At 63.0% G+C, this 18667-nt stretch carries 18 protein-coding genes; 8 read left to right on the forward strand and 10 right to left on the reverse strand.

Translation table 11 applies throughout. From position 1 onward, the window contains the following. The first annotated feature begins 70 nt into the window (after positions 1–70). The 5 genes from QP609_RS10580 (at position 71) to QP609_RS10600 (ending at position 6313) form a co-directional block, all read left to right on the forward strand. Entirely contained in the window at positions 71–1180 is a 1110-nt protein-coding gene (locus tag QP609_RS10580) for a hypothetical protein (protein WP_197620873.1), read from the forward strand. A gap of 377 nt (positions 1181–1557) precedes the next feature. Continuing rightward, the gene (locus QP609_RS10585) at positions 1558–3117 is read left to right on the forward strand and encodes an adenylate/guanylate cyclase domain-containing protein (RefSeq protein WP_197620872.1); all 1560 of its coding nucleotides are present in this window, start codon (positions 1558–1560) and stop codon (positions 3115–3117) included. Then, positions 3104–4810, forward strand: a complete 1707-nt coding sequence (locus tag QP609_RS10590) for a ThiF family adenylyltransferase (RefSeq protein WP_185741878.1) — start codon at positions 3104–3106, stop codon at positions 4808–4810. The genes QP609_RS10585 and QP609_RS10590 overlap by 14 nt, the downstream gene beginning before the upstream one ends. Then, the gene (locus QP609_RS10595; protein ID WP_197620871.1) at positions 4807–5367 is read left to right on the forward strand and encodes a Mov34/MPN/PAD-1 family protein; all 561 of its coding nucleotides are present in this window, start codon (positions 4807–4809) and stop codon (positions 5365–5367) included. Before QP609_RS10590 ends, QP609_RS10595 begins: the two co-directional genes overlap by 4 nt. A gap of 19 nt (positions 5368–5386) precedes the next feature. Next, positions 5387–6313 (forward strand): TIR domain-containing protein, encoded by a 927-nt coding sequence (locus QP609_RS10600; RefSeq protein WP_142234714.1) that lies wholly within the window; start codon positions 5387–5389, stop codon positions 6311–6313. Positions 6314–7006: 693 nt separating this feature from the next. Here QP609_RS10600 and QP609_RS10605 read toward each other — a convergent pair. From QP609_RS10605 to QP609_RS10615, 3 genes are all read right to left on the reverse strand, one after another. Then, positions 7007–7357 (reverse strand): hypothetical protein, encoded by a 351-nt coding sequence (locus tag QP609_RS10605; protein ID WP_197620870.1) that lies wholly within the window; start codon positions 7355–7357, stop codon positions 7007–7009. 7 nt (positions 7358–7364) lie between these two features. Further along, complete coding sequence (locus tag QP609_RS10610) at positions 7365–8330, reverse strand: hypothetical protein (RefSeq protein ID WP_197620869.1); 966 nt, start codon at positions 8328–8330, stop codon at positions 7365–7367. A 348-nt stretch (positions 8331–8678) separates the two neighbouring features. Beyond that, the gene (locus QP609_RS10615) at positions 8679–9395 is read right to left on the reverse strand and encodes a hypothetical protein (protein ID WP_197620868.1); all 717 of its coding nucleotides are present in this window, start codon (positions 9393–9395) and stop codon (positions 8679–8681) included. Between the two features lie 165 nt (positions 9396–9560). Between QP609_RS10615 and QP609_RS10620 the strand changes: the two genes are divergently transcribed. The 3 genes from QP609_RS10620 to QP609_RS10630 all read left to right on the forward strand — a co-directional run bounded on the left by QP609_RS10620 (position 9561) and on the right by QP609_RS10630 (position 11599). Continuing rightward, positions 9561–10316 carry a tetratricopeptide repeat protein gene (locus tag QP609_RS10620; protein ID WP_197620867.1) on the forward strand — a complete coding sequence of 252 codons (756 nt, stop codon included), beginning with the start codon at positions 9561–9563 and terminating at the stop codon, positions 10314–10316. A 455-nt stretch (positions 10317–10771) separates the two neighbouring features. Beyond that, on the forward strand, positions 10772–11128 hold the full coding sequence (locus QP609_RS10625) for a hypothetical protein (RefSeq protein WP_053496619.1): 357 nt from the start codon (positions 10772–10774) through the stop codon (positions 11126–11128). Next, entirely contained in the window at positions 11129–11599 is a 471-nt protein-coding gene (locus tag QP609_RS10630) for a hypothetical protein (RefSeq protein ID WP_197620866.1), read from the forward strand. It abuts the gene before it with no gap. A gap of 39 nt (positions 11600–11638) precedes the next feature. Here QP609_RS10630 and QP609_RS10635 read toward each other — a convergent pair whose 3' ends face one another. From QP609_RS10635 to QP609_RS10665, 7 genes are all read right to left on the reverse strand, one after another. Next, complete coding sequence (locus QP609_RS10635) at positions 11639–12265, reverse strand: nucleotidyltransferase family protein (protein WP_197620865.1); 627 nt, start codon at positions 12263–12265, stop codon at positions 11639–11641. Then, positions 12241–13302, reverse strand: a complete 1062-nt coding sequence (locus tag QP609_RS10640) for an XdhC/CoxI family protein (RefSeq protein WP_197620864.1) — start codon at positions 13300–13302, stop codon at positions 12241–12243. The genes QP609_RS10635 and QP609_RS10640 overlap by 25 nt, the downstream gene beginning before the upstream one ends. An 8-nt stretch (positions 13303–13310) precedes the next feature. Further along, positions 13311–15515 (reverse strand): aldehyde oxidoreductase molybdenum-binding subunit PaoC, encoded by a 2205-nt coding sequence (gene paoC / locus QP609_RS10645; protein WP_197620863.1) that lies wholly within the window; start codon positions 15513–15515, stop codon positions 13311–13313. Next, positions 15515–16465 (reverse strand): xanthine dehydrogenase family protein subunit M, encoded by a 951-nt coding sequence (locus tag QP609_RS10650; RefSeq protein ID WP_197620862.1) that lies wholly within the window; start codon positions 16463–16465, stop codon positions 15515–15517. Before QP609_RS10650 ends, paoC begins: the two co-directional genes overlap by 1 nt. After that, positions 16462–17106, reverse strand: coding sequence for an aldehyde dehydrogenase iron-sulfur subunit PaoA (gene paoA / locus QP609_RS10655; protein ID WP_197620861.1), 645 nt, complete (start codon positions 17104–17106; stop codon positions 16462–16464). Before paoA ends, QP609_RS10650 begins: the two co-directional genes overlap by 4 nt. A 233-nt stretch (positions 17107–17339) precedes the next feature. Further along, positions 17340–18068 (reverse strand): hypothetical protein, encoded by a 729-nt coding sequence (locus QP609_RS10660; protein WP_197620860.1) that lies wholly within the window; start codon positions 18066–18068, stop codon positions 17340–17342. A 79-nt stretch (positions 18069–18147) separates the two neighbouring features. Continuing rightward, positions 18148–18570, reverse strand: coding sequence for a nuclear transport factor 2 family protein (locus QP609_RS10665; protein ID WP_289213761.1), 423 nt, complete (start codon positions 18568–18570; stop codon positions 18148–18150). Positions 18571–18667: the final 97 nt, after the last annotated feature.

Below are 18667 nucleotides of genomic sequence, written 5' to 3' on the forward strand. Positions count from 1 at the left end.
AAAGCCTGGGCAGCAGATACCGGGCTGATTCTGGTTACGATACCGAAACACCTCAGCCCGGTATTGACGCATGGGACAAGCGGTTATCGCCGACAACTGGTCGCTGCAGATTGTGGCGGAGCTGCTCACCGACGGACTCGACCGCGATCAGTGTCAGCTGCTGCAGGTCAGGTCTGACGGCGCTCCGCGACTGACGTCGGCGCCCGCGGCGGCCATCGCACTGGAGTGCCTGTTCGACCTGCTCACTGACTTGGTCCTGCGCGACCAGATCCTGGTCGAGGCCGCTCACATGGACACGTGGCAGCGCGCCGGCCATGTATTTGCTCCCGCCACCCGCCAGGGGGCCCTGCGCGGCTACGACTTCCAGTCGCGGGATCCAGAACTAGGGGCGGTGCGCGATGCGTTTGTCGAGCGTCTGGCGTTTACGGCGCCGCTTCGCGAGCTCCACGCGCAGTACACGACCGTCTACCGTGAGCACGGGTTCAGCTCGCACCCACTGGAGTCGCAGATCTTGTGGGGCGGCGCTGGCATGCTGGCGCGCGCGGTCAAGTTCGACGTGCCCTACACGCCGCACCCGGCACGGCGCCGCTTTTACCAGATCGCCGGCGTCGCACTACCTGACGCCAGCGCCGCCGATCGCACCCTCGACATGGTGCGTACCAGCCGGACCAAGCTGCAGCGGCGTGAGACGCGCAATGAATCGCTGATGTCCCTTCGGTTGATGCTCGACCCGATCCCGTTACAGGTGATCCGTGAGGTGGACAGCCCCGCGGCCTTGATTGCCGGTGCCGTGGCGCTCCGCGACCGCTTCCGGCCAGTGCGTGACTGGCTCGGACTGTACCAGCAGCACGTCAACAACCCTAGTGGCGCCCCGATCTCCACTTACGAGCGCACGCTGGTGGGGATCGCGCGCGGGGTCGACGACTCCCTGGCCAGCGCGGGGCTCGATCAATCGTCGATGAGCGTGGGCTTTGACGGTTTCAGCCTATCCTGGGACCCGGCTGCGATATGGCGCAAATACCGCAACCGGCTCGGCGTGCGCGCGATGATCAATCAGCTGGTGCTCGCCCCCGACGGCCGCGCCGAACTGAAGAAACTGCTGGGCTGGTTTGGTGCTCAAGGGACGGCGGTCGAGCTCGCCGTGTTTGAGCATTTTGGACGCACGCATTCAGGGGAATAAGAGGTCAGCGATCGACGTCTTCGTCCTGTGGAGGCGCTGGATTCTGTCGCTGCGGTGACCCCAGGTGCAGCGATAACGGACAAAAGCCGGACCCTACCGATTCTTGCAGTTCCTACGAGAGCAGACGTCTGTCCAAGTCCGTCGATGGGGGGGGGCTTGAAATGCGCGCATCCGTCACAAATCATAAACATGAACGTGGACGGTCATGTGGGCGCCCCCCGGGGGGCAAACCGCACGTAAAACGCCCGTCGCGTGTCTTGCGACGGACAGGGAACACCGTTGCCAACAAACTTGAGCCAAGGAGCTCCATCTATGTGTAGGCACGTCGGTCCGGAATCACTGCAAGCCCACCATTTGGCCACGTCGGAGGTGCGGCCATGAGTACCCGGACGTGGAACAAGGATCGCGCCGCCAAGCGCATTCAACAAAAGATCGACGAAGTCGCGTTGAAGGACTTCCAGATCAAGAATTATGTGCGCGACACCGACTTACACCGCCTAGCCAAGAATGTGGCCTACCGGGTCGACGGCGTACACCTGTATGCGGACATCCTCAATTTGAAGGACATGCTGCACGTCACGCAGGTGGAAGGCGAAACCTGCCATCGCCGCGTCCTGCGCTTTTTGAATCTCCACTATCGTGCGGTCGAGCGCATCCTCAACAACGAGGGGGCTCTGCTGATCGACTTCCACAACCAGCGCCTGCACTCAGTCGTGACGAAGCCCTACGACGACGAGGCCAAACGCATCCATCGCGCCATCGCCATCGGCCAGTTGATGATCGACGTGCTCGCCAAGACCGGCGAGGATGCCGACCATCCTGCGGCAGCGGTACGCGTCGGTATCGACACGGGCCAGGCGCTTGCCGTCAACAACGGGCGCCGCGGCCACCGTGAGCCCTTGTTCCTGGGTGAGCCCGCCAATCACGCGGCAAAGCGTTCAGGTGGTGGGTCGGCCACGGGCATCTATTTGACCAACAAGGCGCGCAATGCCATCGGCTTGGCTGCCGCCGCCAATGAGGACGCAACGGCCCTCACGACTGAGGAGATCGCCAACAGCCAAGCGATCGCCCAGCTCTCAAGCACCGTCGACGGTGTGGTCAAGGACTGGAAGGCCGACCTTGATGCCAATCCGATTGGCAAGTTCGAGTTCAGTGGACACACCCCTCCGTTTGCCGATCTTGACCTGGAAACGCTCTCGGTCAAGAACTCCCGCCGACAGGACGCCGCTACCGTCTATGGCGACATCGATGGATTCACCAAGTACGTAGGTACCAACATCGCCGATGACGAGAAAGCCAAGCACGTCGTCCGTGCGCTGCGCGTTCTCCGTAGCGAGTTGGATGCCGTGCTGCACGAGGACTTCAAGGGTCGCAAAGTCCGCTTCATTGGCGACTGCATTCACGGTCTCTTGGTCGAAGGCACGGCACAGACAACCGACGTCGAGCGCACGATCAGCACGATGGTCCTGTGCGCAGGCGGCATGCGCAGCAGTTTCGACTTGGCGCTGGCCAAGTTGAATGAAGCGGGCACGGATGCCTCGAGCCTCGGCCTGCAGGTGGGCTTCGAATATGGCCCGATGACCGCAACCCGTCTGGGCATGAAGGGGGATCTCATTCGCTGCTCGGTCAGCCGCGGCACGCTGGTCGCCGAAGCGGAGCAAGGTCGCTGCAGCGGCGCTGAGACTGCGATTGGCCAGGTCGCCCACGACAAGGGCTCGAAAGCGGTGCAGACGATCTTCGGATCGACGCGCAAACGCAAAGGCCTTGACTACGCGACGGCGGTCGACGAACTGGCCGCGAAGGATGACAAGACCGCGCGTGTGGCCAAGGCAGCCGCGGCTGCCGGCGCTCTGCTGCAGCCGGCGACGTCTGCAGCCGATCCGTATGCCTTCCGTAATTCGCCGAGCGGACCGGCCAAACCCAATGGCTTCGCTTAGTCTCTGGTTTCTGGCTGATCAGGCGCGCTTCCGTCGTGAGCGTGAAGCGCTGGTCGAATTGGCCAACCGGACCGATTGGCTGAACCTGGGTCCCTGTCGATTTGATGCGGGATGCATGGTGGTGGACTGCGACATAGACATTGGACACCAGGTCTATCAGGCCGTTCTTCGGTTTCCAGAAACCTTCCCCCACTCCCCTCCCTCAATACGGCCGCGTGACGGACAAGGGCGGTGGTCGATCCATCAATTCGGGGATGGCGGCGATCTGTGCCTGGAGTATCGCCCCGACAACTGGTCACCGGAGCTCATGGGGTGGCAGATGGTGGAGAGCGCCTATCGCCTGCTGCAGGGCGAGAACCCCGCTCCGAACGAGCATGCGCGCGTAGCGTCAGCACATCGGACCACGGAAGGCCAGCGCCTTCGCGCCGCATTCAGTCGCCTTCCGCTTACGCGTGCCCTTGAGGAACGCCTGAGTCAGTTGCTTCCTGGCGCGGGTGTTCGAGGCTCGTCAGTCCTCTATCTGACTGAGGACAACGTAGTTCGCTTCATTACCGGACTCGGTCTTCCTGGCGAAGACCCCTGGATGGATCCCGATGTGCCGTCGATGCTGGGATCTGAAACATGGAAAGCGCGTGTTTATGTGAGGCGTCTGATGGCTCATGAATCCCTTCCATCCACAGCCTCTTACGCCGATTTTACTGCGGGTTCCGAGCCCCTGGGATGGCAGGCGGCCGACCAGCTTCTGATTGTCCTGAAGGACGACGCCATTCATGCGTATCACGCGTTCGACGACCATGCCGCCCCGGTCTCCGTCATACGCGCTGCGCCCGTTGCGGCGCGCCTTAGCGACGAGCATCGCCTTCTGGCGGACAAGCGCGTCGCCGTTCTTGGATGCGGCTCGATGGGCAGCAAGATTGCGACCATGCTTGCTCGCGCCGGCGTCAAGAAGTTCGATCTCGTGGATGACGACATCCTTGGCGCAGATAACCTGGTGCGCCACGATCTGGACTGGCGTGAGGTCGGCCAACACAAAGTAATGGCTCTTGCCAATCGCATTCGCCGCGTACGGCCCGGCGCCGAAGTGCGTGTGCGCACCCAACAATTGGCGGGCCAGGAGTCCAGCCGTTCCTCCGAGACCATTCTGTCGCGACTGGCAGAGTGCGATCTCATCATGGACGCGACGGCGAATCCAGCTGCGGGCAACATCCTTTCAGGGTTCACTCAGGCCACCAATATCCCGTTAGTATGGGCAGAGGTTTTTGGGGGCGGCGTGGGCGGTCTAGTCGCACGGCATCGCCCGGGCATTGAGCCTCCGATGCCCCTGATGCGTCGTGCGATTGAGAATTGGTTTGCGGACAGAGGCGTCGCCTCGGAACTTCAGGTCGAAAACTATGAAACAGGCGATGAGGCGCCCATGGTGGCGGACGACGCCGACGTGACGACGATTGCAGCCAATACGGCGCGCATGGCCATCGATGCGCTTTTGGGGAGAGATCCATCATATTTCCCGTGGTCGATCTACGTCATGGGCCTATCGCCCTGCGCCCTGTTCGCCCAGCCCTTTGAGACCCATCCCATCGCTTTGCCCGAGCCACCTCCAGCCGTCGCTGAGACTGTGCTGACCGAGAAGGAACTTGGCGAGGAGATTTCCTTCTTGCAGCGGGTCCTGGCCGGGCCCACCGAGTTCACATGAGGATCCGTATTCCTGCTTTTGTCATAGAGAAGCTAGAGCGGGAGCTGAAGACGGCCCGTGGACGAGAAATTGGCGGTGTGCTTGTTGCAGAACGCTTGGGTGGAGACGAATTTCTGATTGCTGGCCTTTCTGTGCAGCACAGCGGTGGCTCCAGTGTCTTTTTCGAACGTGACCCGGCGGAGCATCAGGCCTTTCTGGCGGACTTCTTCCATCGAACGGACCATGACTACGCGAGATTCAACTATCTTGGTGAATGGCACTCACATCCAAACGTCGACGCAGTCCCGAGCGTAAAGGACGTACTGTCTATGCAGGAGATCGTCATGGACCCAGCGGTTAACACGCCGTTCGCGGTGCTCTTGATCGCGCGTAGGCGGCTCTTTCGTGGCCTCGACTTGTCGGCGACAGAATTTCGCCCAGATAGGCTTCCTTCCCCAGTCGCCTTGCTCGCGGGTGATGGAAGTACCAATAATAAGGGCTTTAATGAAGTACGGCCGCGCGCCAGTCGCCGACTGCCATGGTCCTTGCCCGTCTCGACCCTCAGAGTAGATCCATAACCAACGGCAGAGCACAGTCATGAAGGAACGGTTTGAAAAGACAGGCACGCTGGTTGACGCGCTGCTGGCTCAGCGCATCATTCAGGGGAATCGTGAGCTTGCGTCCAAAATTGTTGAGGCCGGAACGCTAGTGGAGTGTCCGCCGGGTAAGAACCTTATCGAACAAGGTCAGACCGATCGCGACGTCTACTTTGTCCTGACCGGAAAGCTCCGAATCATTGTAAATGGCGTCCGTCATCACACACGCGAGGCGGGCGATACGGTGGGGGAGATGTCGGCGCTCAACCCTACCATTTCTCGTTCCGCCACGCTCTGTGCCGAGGAATCCTGCGTAGCGCTCAAGGTGGATGAAGCCTCCTTCGTCGCTGCGCTGGACGAGCATCCAATTTCATGGCGACTCATCGCATCCGATCTCGCCAGGCGCATTGAACAGCGAAATCGCTACGTAAATAGAGCCAATGCGCGACCTAGAGTCTTCATCGTCAGCTCTGTCGAGGCACTGACGATTGCAGATGAGATCCAGTTGGCTTTGCAGTATGCAAACTGCGTCGTTATTCGATGGAGCGACGATGAAATATTTCCCGTCGGCGCCTATCCGATCGAAGCGCTCGAGGAGCAGGTAAGCTCCTCGGACTTTTGCATCGCTATCGCGAGCGCAGACGATATCGTCAGGGCTCGACATCGCCAGCAGGCCGCACCCCGAGATAATGTCATCTTCGAACTTGGCTTCTTCATGTCGAGCATTGGTCGGCATCGGACGCTGCTTTTGGTTCCACGGGGCAATGACATCAAGGTCCCCACGGACTTCAAGGGCATTACGCCGATCTCATACGATGACAACACCGAGGACCAACCGCTTTCGTCGGCTCTGGGGCCCGCTGTTACGCAGATCAAGAAGACCATCGAGAAGCTCGGCGTGCGATCTTCACTCCAGATCGCAAAGTAATGGCCGGGCTCAAGCGGGGCTGGTTGTAACTGCCTGATGCCTTCGTTTCAACCTCTGTTCCGCTGCCAGCAGCGCGAGATGACGAAATTAAGGATGGGGAACTGTATGCGAATGATCGAACGTTTTGAAGGAGACGCCGGCAGGCGTCTCCTCGTTGATGCACTGACCAAGCAAAAGATGGTAGGTGGGAATGCGCCCGTGGATGGACCTGTCAGAAGAATTGACCATTACTCTGGACTTGGACAAGCGCCAAGTCACTAGCACGTCGCTCCATCATCGGCACTCATAGCGCCCAAAATGCTCCTGCCCGAATGACGGCTTTGGGTCGGCTGCGGCTCCGCGCTACCCCCGATAAATCTTCCTAATCGCACCTCTCGCCAGGCGTTCTCCTCAGTCCGCGGAGGTGGCTATCTCCATGATCGTTGCTCTCTGGTTGTCGCTGCCCACCTCGAACGGCACCGGGTGGGTACAGGCCCGGGGTGCCTCTGCGCTCTGAGCGAAGCCGTCATGGACGCGCAATCTCCACAGTGGCAATTCCCGCACCGAGTCCTGCTGTTGAACCTGCGTACCGACGATGCCCTGCTTTGGGTCCGGCTTGCATTTGCGCATCAGGTGCCGGCGGGATTCGACATGTCCGGAATGTGGGCGGGAGGGCCTAACAGGTCTTCGTTCGCTGCTCGTCAAAAAAGCCGTCTAGCCATTGGGTGCCTTACGCTTCAACGTTACGGTAATACTTGCTTCGGCACCCGCCTCGGCGATAAACAATAACTCTCCCTTCGCGCTCAATGTGAAACCGACCTCGATCTCATCGACCGTCCAATCCTTCGCTTTGGAGCCGATCAGGGCGCTCATCTCCATCAGCCGATTGATCGTCCCTTCCCACTGACTCATGATTGTTGCATTGACCCGCTCCACGCGGCTCGTACTAAACCACTCAAAGCCATGATTTATTGCGGCCGGATCCTTTTCTTGCTGCGTAGTATCAGCAGTATCGCCGGGGACGAAGATCGCTATATCCAGGCTTTCTTTGTCTTTTTTCGTCATTTTTCTCTCACAAGTATGGAGTCACTTTCAGAGCAAGAGCTGCCTGCTCGAAGTTCAGTACGCGCCCGGCGCTGGCGGTCGGTACCGCGGGAGATGTCACGCTTCCGAGGTAGAGACCGACAGCCTCATGCATGGACGTTCGGATGAGTGCCCCCGAGTCGCCATGCTGGAATGGCTGATCCAAGAACAGCTGCACCGGGTATTGCCGAGTATTTACTACCTGCATGAATGAGTCGACATGCACGACAATGCGTGACTGCTGGCCTGTTTTGAGTTCAGCTATTACCGGCTGCCCCGACGCGGGGAATCGACGAATGGGAAGCTTGGATACATGCTCTTTGGGTGGCGATGTCTGAATGAAGGCGGCGTCGATTGGTGGGTGGTAGGACCGGACGAGAACGCCGTAGCTCCCGCTTTCCAGTGAAACGCGGCATCCGAGTCGAGCGCTTGGGGCAGCGTGGCCGGCAGTAATAATCCCCCAGCGATTGGTCCTATTGCACCTCGCCCATGATGCAGCAGTCGCATTGCATGGATGATCGGGGCCATGCTCATCGTATCTGACTTCCCTAATGATCAGCGGAAAACGTGCATTCAGCCTCGGGAACTCAAGCCAGGAGGCGATCTCGCCATGAAGGTGCCAGTCGCTGCCCGCTGGTACGTGGGCGATGAACCCGAACCCGTTTCGTTCGACTACTCCGTCGAACAGGCCAATCATAAACCTCGGCGGTGGCAAGTTCGGATGGAACAGCTGCAAGATCGGGCCGTACGGATTGAGGATGCGGAACTGAAACAGCCGCAGTTCGTTGATAAGGGCATAGGTCCATTTCGTGCTGCGTGAAACAAGCCTGCGATCCGTTATCTCGTCGCGTTCAATCCAGCCGGCGATTTCCTCACGAACCACCGCTGGAACAAGTGCTCCCGGCGGATCTTCTCGAGGAATAGATTCCCTCAAGTAGTCGTCAGAGTATCGCATTACTTTCCCCTTTCAGAGTCCTGGGTAAATCCTGTTCGTGTTCGGGATGGCTTGGGTACCGCACGGTAAGCACGGTGTTGCAGAGCCGCAAGCCCCTGACTCCGTGAATTCCGGAGGAGCACTGGACTGGTAGCGGACCTTCCATAGTCGGGAGCCCTTAGCCTCAGACTACACCATTGTTCGCTACGTCGACTTCTTCTGCAGCATGGGACTGATAGTCGCCGTTAACTGCGATCGTTATGACGGTATCCGCCAAAGCTGGCCGGGCAATCATTTAACCCACCATCAGGCTGAGATGGGTAGTCGGCTCTTGGCTTCACCTTGCCTCCTAGCCATGATAAACAACCCTTATCGCGACTGGACTGGCTTGGCAGGCAAAACGGGTCTTTGCGCAATCTCCAGCCTACTCACGTTGTCCACTGGCACAAGAACTGCAGCCTTCTGCTCCGGCTGCCAAAACACATAGCTGTCCCCCAAGCGCCCCACCAAACCCAGGCGACCTTGCACCCTCTCATCAATGGTCACATTGACCGTGTGCTTGCTGCTGCCAGAAGTAATCGCCTTGGCGCGTTCGAAGCCAAGCCAGTTTGACGAGATCGGGACATAGACAATCACCACGAGCGCATAGACCAGCCACGGCGAGTTCTTCACGGCGGCCGGCAACACTGGGGACAGGCGTACTGCCATTGCACATATGCCCGTCAGCGCCACACCTATCAAAACGGGCCAGGCATTGGACCACCAAAACAAGGCACCCATTCCAACAAGACAAAGAGTCAGGATCAGCCACATCAGCAGATTGGCTTGGGACGGCGTCGTTGTCACCTTCCCCTCGACCCACCCTCCAAGCAGCAGCGCAATCAGTATGAAGAACAACACCATGCCGATCCCCGCAAGCCCTGCCAGCGCAAGCTCACTCACCGCAACAAACTGAAAGGGATCCAGGCCGAAGTGGCCCCAATACGCCTTCAGGTAGAAGGCGCCTTGAATCAATCCAAAGGTGACGAGCGCCGAACCCCATCCAGCAACATCAGCCATCGTTAGCGTCTTCTGCGTACGTTCCATGTATCCCCTTCCATCAATGCAGCCCCGCCACATAGTGGCATGCAGCGCTCCGTCCTGCAGAACCCACCCCATTAACGTGACGCGTCACGCTCGATCACCCCGCCCATTGGCGCCCCACCCCTCCCCCACTATAGTTCCACCCCTCACAAGGACGAGGCGGCACACATGCCCTATGTCGGAATCGGACTCCACGTACTGGCGGCCATCTACTTCGCGGTGCACGCCATCCGCTCGGGCCAGAGCCTCTACTGGCTCATCCTGCTCTTCTCGTTCCCTTTGCTCGGCAGCGTCGTCTACTTCCTGGCGATCTACTTCCCGGAAGTCCGCAACTCGCGCGGCGCGCGGCAGGCAATCCGCTCCGCCAAGCAGCTCATGGACCCGGGCCAGGACCTGCGCAACGCGCGTGCCGAACTGGCGCGTACGCCCACCGTGCAGAATCGGGTTCGCCTGGGCATGGCACTGCTGGATGCTGGCCAGGCGGAGGAAGCCAGAACCCTGCTTGAGCAGGCAGCCAGCTCGCCGCTGGGCGACGATCCCTACATTCTGACCGGCCTGGCGCGTGCCCGCCTCGATTCCGGGCAGCCCGCGCGTGCGGCGGAGACGCTGGACGGCTTATTTGCCCGCCATCCGGATGTGCGCCGCAAGTCGGAACAGACCCTGCTTTACGCGCAGGCACTGGCGGCTGCCCAAGCGCCCGGCACCCGTGCCGCGTTCGAGCGAGCCGTGGAATGCGGAAACGATGCCGCCGCCCGCTGCCTGTACGCCGAATGGCTGATGGCGCAGCCGCAACCCGACGATCGCGAGCAGGCCCGCAGCCTGTTCGCCAGCATCATCGATGATGCCCAGCACTGGTCGCGTCACGCACGCAGCCACAATGCCGCATGGCTGGAGCGGACCAAGGTCGCGTTGAAGGGCTACTGACGCCTGGCGGCCTTTGGCAACCCTGTCGCATCCGCCTCGTTCACGGCCTCGCCGGACGGATGCCGACACTCGTCAGGCGTGCACCGCCGACATCGACAACAGCCTTGCGGCGCAAGGCTCCAGGCCCGTTGCGCCATATGCAAGGATTCTGAAAATGTTGAAAGTGGTGACGGCATCGGCCTTACTGCATTGGCATCGCGCACAACCGGGCGTATTCCTTTGCGTGCCACCGGAAACGGGTGGCCGGGATTCGAAACCCCGGTAGTTCGCTGAAGTAAACGCTTGCCAGCCGGCATCACCCTGTGTGGTGCCGGCTGGCAATCCGTCGGCCGGCTATGGCGGGCGGTGCGTGGAGGCCTTGTGCCTGCCGGTTTAGCGAACACCGGGTTTCGAACCACGCATCGTCCGCCACCTTTATCGGTGGCGGCTTCTGCATGCACGCAAGGAGCCCCGCCATGACCCAGCCCCACTCCCCTGCCCCGCACCCGATCCACGATGCGCCCGCCAACGGCCCCGCGTTGGACCCGAACACCCTCATCGCCCTGCTGCACAGCATCGGCGCCGGCGCCGCCTCCGATGGCCAGCCCTGGCCTGAGCGCCATCAGATGCCGGGCCGGCGCATCGCCTTGGCGGATACCGACTGCTCGCTGGCGGGTCTTCGGGTGGTGCTGGAGATCCTGCTGGCCGCGCAGCGTGCCCGCGAGAACGGTGAGCTGGAGCAGTACGTCGGCCCTCGCGTCATGGAGGGCCTGATCATGGCTGGCATCGGCCTTACCGCACACGCCAGTACGCGCCTGCATCCGGAGGGGTGAGTGGCGTGGTGCCGCTGGGCGGCCAACGCGCTCTGTCTTGTGGTGGTGGTTGCGGCACAGGCGCAGTGGCCGGCGACGCCGGCGCCCTCGCCTGTCGCGTTCCAAAACATCAACGACGATCGATTCTCACAACTGCGCCGCCAGGCGATGCAGTTCGTGGACTCTCGGCCACGACAGGGCTTCCAGTTCGTCGAGCGGCACCGAGATGCCGAGTTCCAGGTTCTTTGCCGAGGCATACCCGTGTTGTGGCTGGAGGGGCGCTCGCACCATCTGCTGTTGCGGGTCTCACTGGACGCGGAGCAGCGGGCGCCCGCCATTGTGCAGCTTGGTACGTTGCTTCAATGGCAGTTGGAGCCGGTGGGCTATCTGGAGCAGGTGCTGGCTGACGTGCCGGAACCTGTTCTGTCGGATCGGGTGCTGCAGATGTTCGGGGGCGAGGTGCCTGAGGGCGCGCGATGTGGCCCGCACTAGTCACCTGCGCGACAGGCATTGGCCCAGTGACCATGCGGGTCACCTCCCGGCATCGATCCAGCCCGCATCGCGCGCACGCGCAAGATCTTCTGGAGTATCGATATCCAGGGCCAGTTCCGGCGCCTGCAGGACATGCACCGTATCGACAGGAAGTTGCCGCAGGCGCGCTCCGAAGCCGCGGTCACCGGCTGCACCGACAGCGGTGAACCAAGCGCGCGGCACGACTGCGGGAACGCCAAGCGCATTTCCGTGGCGGGTGCCCGCGCACGTTGACGCTGCGGCGCGGGCACCCGAAAGCAGCGCCTGCAGATGCGAGCGCTCGATTGCGGGCTGGTCGCATGCCAGGACCATCACCGCGGTCACCGTGGGCAGCAGGTGTGCGCCGGCAACCTGCAGACTGCTCGCCAGGCCACGCTCCCAGTGGTGGTTGGCTACCGGAGTGGCATCCAGCCCGGCAATGCTGGATGTCACGGCCTGTGCGTTCGCGCCCACCACGACCAGTACTTGTGCTGGCGCGAGCTCCCGCGCCAACCGCACCATGCGATGTACCAGGGTCTCGCCCTGCCGGGTGAGAAGCTGCTTGGGCTGGCCAAGTCGGGTGCTCCCGCCGGCAGCAAGCACGATGACCGCATGCGCGTCAGTCACCTGCCGTGCGCGCTTCGCCATTGCTGCAGCTGCGCGGCGATGCTGAGCGAAATCGCCTCCGGCCCTCGGCCGCCGATGTTCAGGCCGACCGGTGATCGAAGTCTCGGGGAAAGCCGGTGGCGCTGATCCGGTGTCAGCAGCTTGAACAGGTCCTCGCGCCTTCGCCGCGGACCCAGCAGTCCAATGAACGCGACGTTGGTATCAGCCAGGGCCACCAGCGTCTCCCGGTCCAGTTCGAAATCGTGATGCATCACCAGTGCCGCGTCGCACCGGTCGCCATGAAGGGCCTCGGCCGGGCTGGTCTGAAGATGCGTATCCGCGCACTGCCCGGCTAGGGCCCAGCGCGCTCGCCGTTCGGCCACGCTGACCCGCCACCCCAGGCCGCGCAGCAGCGGAACCAGGAAGGGCGTTTCGGGACCGCCCCCCAACACCAGGGCCCGCGGAAGCCGGGGCAACGGCAAACGCCACGCGCCCTCGCCAAAGGGCTGTGTACCCTCCATCGGATGCAGCTGCCACGCCTGCTCGCGATGGCCGGCACGGAAAACGACCTGCCCCGACGTGCGAAGGTCGCGCTGGAGTGACACGCCCTCGCGGAGCCAGACCTCGATGACGTTGTCGATGCCGGACATGGCACGCAACGGCAGCAGCGCAATCCGAAGCCGGCCGCGGCAGCCGAGCGCGGACCCGCTCAACAGGTCGTCGTCACTGCGGGTGTCGATCTCGATCCAGTCGACCCGCCCTGCCGCGCTCACCTGCTCCGCGCGTCGCGCGAGCTCGGGCTCCAGGCATCCGCCGCTCAGCCAGCCGACCTGGCTGCCGTTGCAGAACAGCACCATGTCGCCGGCACCGGCGTAGGTGGAGCCATCGGTTTCCAGCACCAGCACGAGCACGGCATGCTCCCCCGCGCGCACGCGCGTCAAGGCCGTCTCGAGTACGCCGCGCGGGCTGCCTTCGGCGAGGAAGCCCGGCGCTGCGGACAGGTCCTCGGCAAGATCGCCGGGTTCCCCTCCGCCTGCGGCGGAGACCTCCAGAGTGGGCGAGGCTACGGGTCGGTCCATGCGCACCGTCAGCCTACGTCGGGCAAGCCGGGCAACAGCTTGTCCAGGGTGATGGGATAGCTGCGCACGCGCACGCCGGTTGCGTTGTAGATCGCATTGGCGATCGCGGCGCCAACCCCGCAGATGCCCAGTTCACCCACACCCTTGGCCTTCATCGGCGAGATCACCGGATCCAGCGTGTCGAGGAAGACCACCTCCTGGTACGGAATGTCGGCGTGCACGGGAACCTCGTAGCCGGCCAGGTCGTGGTTGATGAACAAACCAAGCCGTTTGTCGACCACCAGCTCCTCCATCAGGGTCGCGCCCGCACCCATCACCATCCCGCCGATGACCTGGCTGCGTGCTGACAGCGGATTGAGGATGCGGCCGCCATCGCATACGGCGAGCATGCGGCGAATGCGCGTCTCTCCAGTGTAGGCATGCACGGCGACCTCGCAGAAATGTCCTGCATAGGTGCCGACGTCGTAGCCTTGCTTGAAGTCGCCGAAGGCAATGCCGTCCTCCGCCGACAGGGTTCCCGCCTCCGCCAGCGTGATGGTCCGCCCATCCGCCTGGATGCGGCCATTGGCGAAGTCTGCGGTGTCGCCGTCGAAGCCGAGTTTCTCGCCCACCTTGCGGCGCAGGCTGACGCACGCCGCGTACACGCCCGCGGTGGAGCTTGCCGCGCCCCACTGGCCGCCGGAACCGGCGGAGGCGGGATGACGGGAGTCACCGAGGGTGACCTGGACCTGGTCCAGCGGCACGCCCATGGTCTCGGCTGCCGTCTGCGCGATGATCGTGTAGGAGCCGGTGCCGATGTCGGTCATGTCGGTCTCGACAACCACCCCGCCCTGGCCGTCAAGCCGGACCCGCGCCGCCGACTTCATCGTCGGTGCGCCGCGATAGCCCGCGGACACGCCCATGCCGACCAGCCAATGCCCTTCCCTGACCTGCGCCGGCCGAGCGTTGCGCTTGTTCCAGTTGAAGCGCTCCGCGCCTTCGCGCAGGCAGCGCACCAGGTTGCGGTCGGAGAATTTCTTGGACGGATCGCCGGGCACGACCTCGGGCTCGTTGAGGATGCGGAACGCGATCGGATCGAGGCCCAGCTTCTCGGCCATTTCGTCCATCGCCACTTCCAGCGCCATGTGGCCCGGTGCTTCACCCGGTGCGCGCATCGCATTGCCTTCGGGCATGTCGAGCGTGGCGATGTAGTTGGCCACCAGGCGGTTGGCGCCTGCATAGAGCTTGGGCGTCTGCAGGGTGCCGTTTTCGCCATCCTCGCCGTTGATGTTGCCCGACCAGTTCTCATGGGCGATGGCGGAGATCCGGCCATCCTTTCCGCAGCCGATCCGCACGCGCTGGAGGGTGGCGTGCCGGTGCGTGGTGTTGTTGGGCATCAACGGGCGTTGCAGCGCGATCTTCACCGGTCGCCCGACCTGCTTGGCCGCCAACGCGGCCAGCACCGCGTCGGCGCGGATGAACAGCTTGCCGCCGAAGCCGCCGCCGATATAGGGCGAGTCCACGCGCACCTTGGCAGGATCGATGCCGAGGATCGCCGCCATGCCCTGCCTGGCCCAGTCGATCATCTGGTTCGCCGTCCACAGCGTGAGCGTGTCACCCTCCCAGGCGGCGATGGTGGCGTGCGGCTCCATCATCGAATGACTTTCGTCGGAGGTGTGATAAGTCTCGTCGAGCTTGACCGCGGCGCTCGCGTAGGCGGTGTCGAAATCGCCCAGCGCCTGCCGGTCGGGCTTGCCGTCACGCCCCTTTGCCAGCGGCGCGGTCGGTGCCAGGGCCGGGAAATCGAAGCGGCCCTTGCTGCGCTCGTAGCGGGTGCGGATCAGCGCGGCGGCGGCGCGGGCTTGCTCGAAGGTCTCTGCCACCACGCAGGCGATGGCCTGGTGGTAGTGGGCCACTTCGGGTCCGCCGAACAGCGGCGCGTTGTTCCAGTTCGATTTGCCGACCGGCTTGGTTTCCGGTGCGGTGATGACCGCCAGTACGCCGGGCGCGGCACGTGCGCGGGAGGCATCCATCGAAATGATGCGCCCCTTGCCGATGCCCGCACCGACGATGTAGCCGTAGGCCTGGTTCGGCGCCACGTCGTGGCGCTCGTAGGCATAGGGGGCGGTCCCGGTGGTCTTGCGTGGACCGTCGATGCGCGGCGTCGACTTGCCGACGACCTTGGCCTTGTCGAACAGGTTGTCGCCGGCGGGGGCGTTGAATTCAAGGGGCATCAGCGCTCTCCTTCCACCAGCACGGCCGCGAGGGTGCGCTCGGCGAGCGCGATCTTGAACGCGTTCTCCGGCGTCGGACGGGCGCCGGCGAACACCTGCCGGGTCGCGGCCTTTACGCCGTCGCGCAGCAGCGGTTCGGCTGCCTCGACGCGCCACGGCTTCGGCGCAACTCCACCGAAGGCGAACCGCGCCGAACCGTCTCGCTGCACGACCGCAGCGACCGACACCAGTGCGAACGCATAGGACGCGCGGTCACGTACCTTGTGGTACACGTGCCGACCGCCCAGCGGCTCCGGCAGCGTGACGTGGGTGATCAGCTCACCGCGCTGCAGCACGTTGTCCTGCTGCGGCCTGTCGCCGGGGGAACGATGGAAATCGGCAATCGGGATGCTGCGCGTACTGCCGTCACCGCTGACGGTCTGGATCGAGGCGTCCAGCACCCGCAGCGCCACCGCCATGTCGCCCGGATAGGTCGCGATGCAGCTGTCCGAGGTGCCGATCACGCCCATCTGCCGGGAGAACCCCTCGAGTGCGCCGCAGCCCGACCCGGGCAGGCGCTTGTTGCAGGGCAGATGGGGGTCGTAGAAATACGGGCAGCGCGTGCGCTGCAGCAGGTTGCCGCCGGTGGTGGCTTTGTTGCGCAGCTGCCCGGAGGCGCCTGCCACGATCGCGCGGGTCAGCACCGCGTAGTCGCGGCGCACGCGCTCATGCGAGGCCAGCGCGGTATTGGTGACCAGCGTGCCGATGCGCAGGCCGCCCTCGTCGGTGGGTTCGATCCTGTCCAGGCCGATGTCCTGCACATCGACCAGGTGCGCTGGCGTCTCGACCTCCAGCTTCATCAGGTCGAGCAGGTTGGTCCCTCCGGCCAGGAACTTCGCGCCCTCGATACCGGCGACGGCCTTGGCGGCCTCGGCCGGGGATTTGGCGCGTTCGTAACTGAAGGCCCTCATGCGCGCCTCCCAGGGGTCAAGCCTGCAACCTCTTCCATCGCCTCGGCAATATTGGAATAGGCTCCGCAGCGGCAGAGGTTGCCGCTCATGCGTTCGCGCATCTCCATGTTGGTGGCCCGGGGCCGTGCGCTGACGTCTGCCTGCACATGGCTGGGGAGACCCCGCTTGATCTCGTCCAGTACCGCCACCGCCGAGCAGATCTGCCCCGGCGTGCAGTACCCGCACTGGTAGCCGTCATGCTTGATGAAGGCGGCCTGCATCGGATGCAGGTCATCGGGGGTTCCGAGCCCTTCGATGGTGGTGATGGCATCGCCCTGGTGCTGCACCGCCAGGCTGAGGCAGGCATTGATGCGCTCACCGTTGACCAGCACGGTACAGGCACCGCATTGACCGTGGTCGCAGCCCTTCTTGGTCCCGGTCAGCTTCAGATGTTCGCGCAGGGCATCGAGCAGCGTAGTCCGCGTGTCGAGCTCAAGCTCCCGCCGCTTGCCGTTGACGGTCAACGCCACCGTGCTGATGACCGGCGGCCTGGGCGGCGGGGGCGTCGCCAGTTCGGCGGCGAGCGATGACGCCCCCGGTGCGGCGGACATTGCCACGGTCGTGACGCCGCCGGCGATCACCTGGCGACGCGTCAACTTCATTCCTTCATCACAACTTGGCACAGTGACCTCCTGGCGTTCGGGAAAATCCCGTGGCTGGATGGACGCGCTCACACTACCCAAGAGGCACTATGCCCATCTGCGGGGTACAGGCCTGTGAAGTCGGCGACATGTACGATCCGACCAATGCAGGCAACCGCGACTTTTACTCTTCAGCGCGGCACTCTTGAGCCATGCGTATGCTTCACTGGATGGCTCACAGTTCTGTTTATCCCTCACGGCGCTGGCTTCGAGGGTTCGGGCTCGTGGATAGAGCCCTCTAACAATGCCACGTAGGTATCCAGCCTGGTGCGAAGGCCGATCAGCATCCAGCCCAGCAGGTGCAGCAGCACCATGGCGAAGATAAGCAGTGCGCCTAGCAATCCAACATCGAAAGCGCCCGCCCAGTCGCCCCATTTCCATCCGCGGAACTGCAGGTAGAGGGCAATCAACAGCGGGAATGGTCCAAGCCGCTGCAGCCCGCCATACATCATGCCCATGCGCTCAATCATGTTTGTGCGCAGGTGACTGACGTACTTGAGGCGCCGCTCGCGCTGGACGCGCGGAAATCCGCGAAGCTCGGTCACCACCGCTTGCCAGTGCGCGAAATCGCCATCCATCTCCCGCGCGTGCGAGAGCCGAGGCTGGCTGAACTGGCGAATGCCCCTGCGGGCGGCCAGGACGCCCCCGGCAATGAACCCTCCAATTTCGATTGCCAGGCAGGCAACAACCACCTGCAGCACTGCGCCGACAGGCAGCCATCGATCCGGAAGCTGGCCAGTGAGAATGCCGACGATCGCCGCACCCATGCCGATGCGAAACGCCCACGTCTCCACCCTGCCCGCCTTCGGATAGATGCTGTGCTCAACCAAACCCTGCACCCGCTGATAGAGCCAGTGGAATGTCAGTTCCTGCGAATCGGTCGTTGCCGGCGGATCGACTCCGCCCCTTGCCTGCATGTCCATTGCGCCCCTGCCCCGGCCGGCGCAGATGCCGGCCGCCCCATCGTGCCTGAGCGCGCTTCGGAAGGCGCCTCAGCGGGAATCACATACCCAGTTCCGACAACCCCGGATGATCGTCCGGGCGACGCCCCAACGGCCAATGGAACCTGCGGTCGCTTTCCTTGATCGGCAGGTCGTTGATGCACGAGAAGCGGCGCTGCATCAGGCCATCCTCGCCGAATTCCCAGTTTTCGTTGCCATAGGAACGGAACCAGTTGCCGGAGTCGTCGTGCCATTCGTAGGCATAGCGGACCGCAATGCGGTTTTCGGTAAAGGCCCAGAGCTCCTTGATCAGGCGGTACTCGAGTTCCTTGTTCCATTTGCGTGCCAGGAACTGCCGGGCTTCCTCCCGGCCGTTGGTGAATTCGGCACGGTTACGCCACTGGGTGTCGAGCGAATAGGCAAGCGACACCTTGTCGGCATCGCGGGAATTCCAGCCATCCTCGGCAAGACGCACCTTCTGCATGGCCGATTCAAGGGTGAACGGAGGAAGTGGCGGACGGGGCTGTTCTGCGGACACGGGGAGACCTCCAATCGAAATGGATATACGGGTTGCTTCAAAG

This window comes from Stenotrophomonas sp. 8(2023), from assembly GCF_030345295.1.
GTDB lineage: Bacteria > Pseudomonadota > Gammaproteobacteria > Xanthomonadales > Xanthomonadaceae > Stenotrophomonas > Stenotrophomonas muris.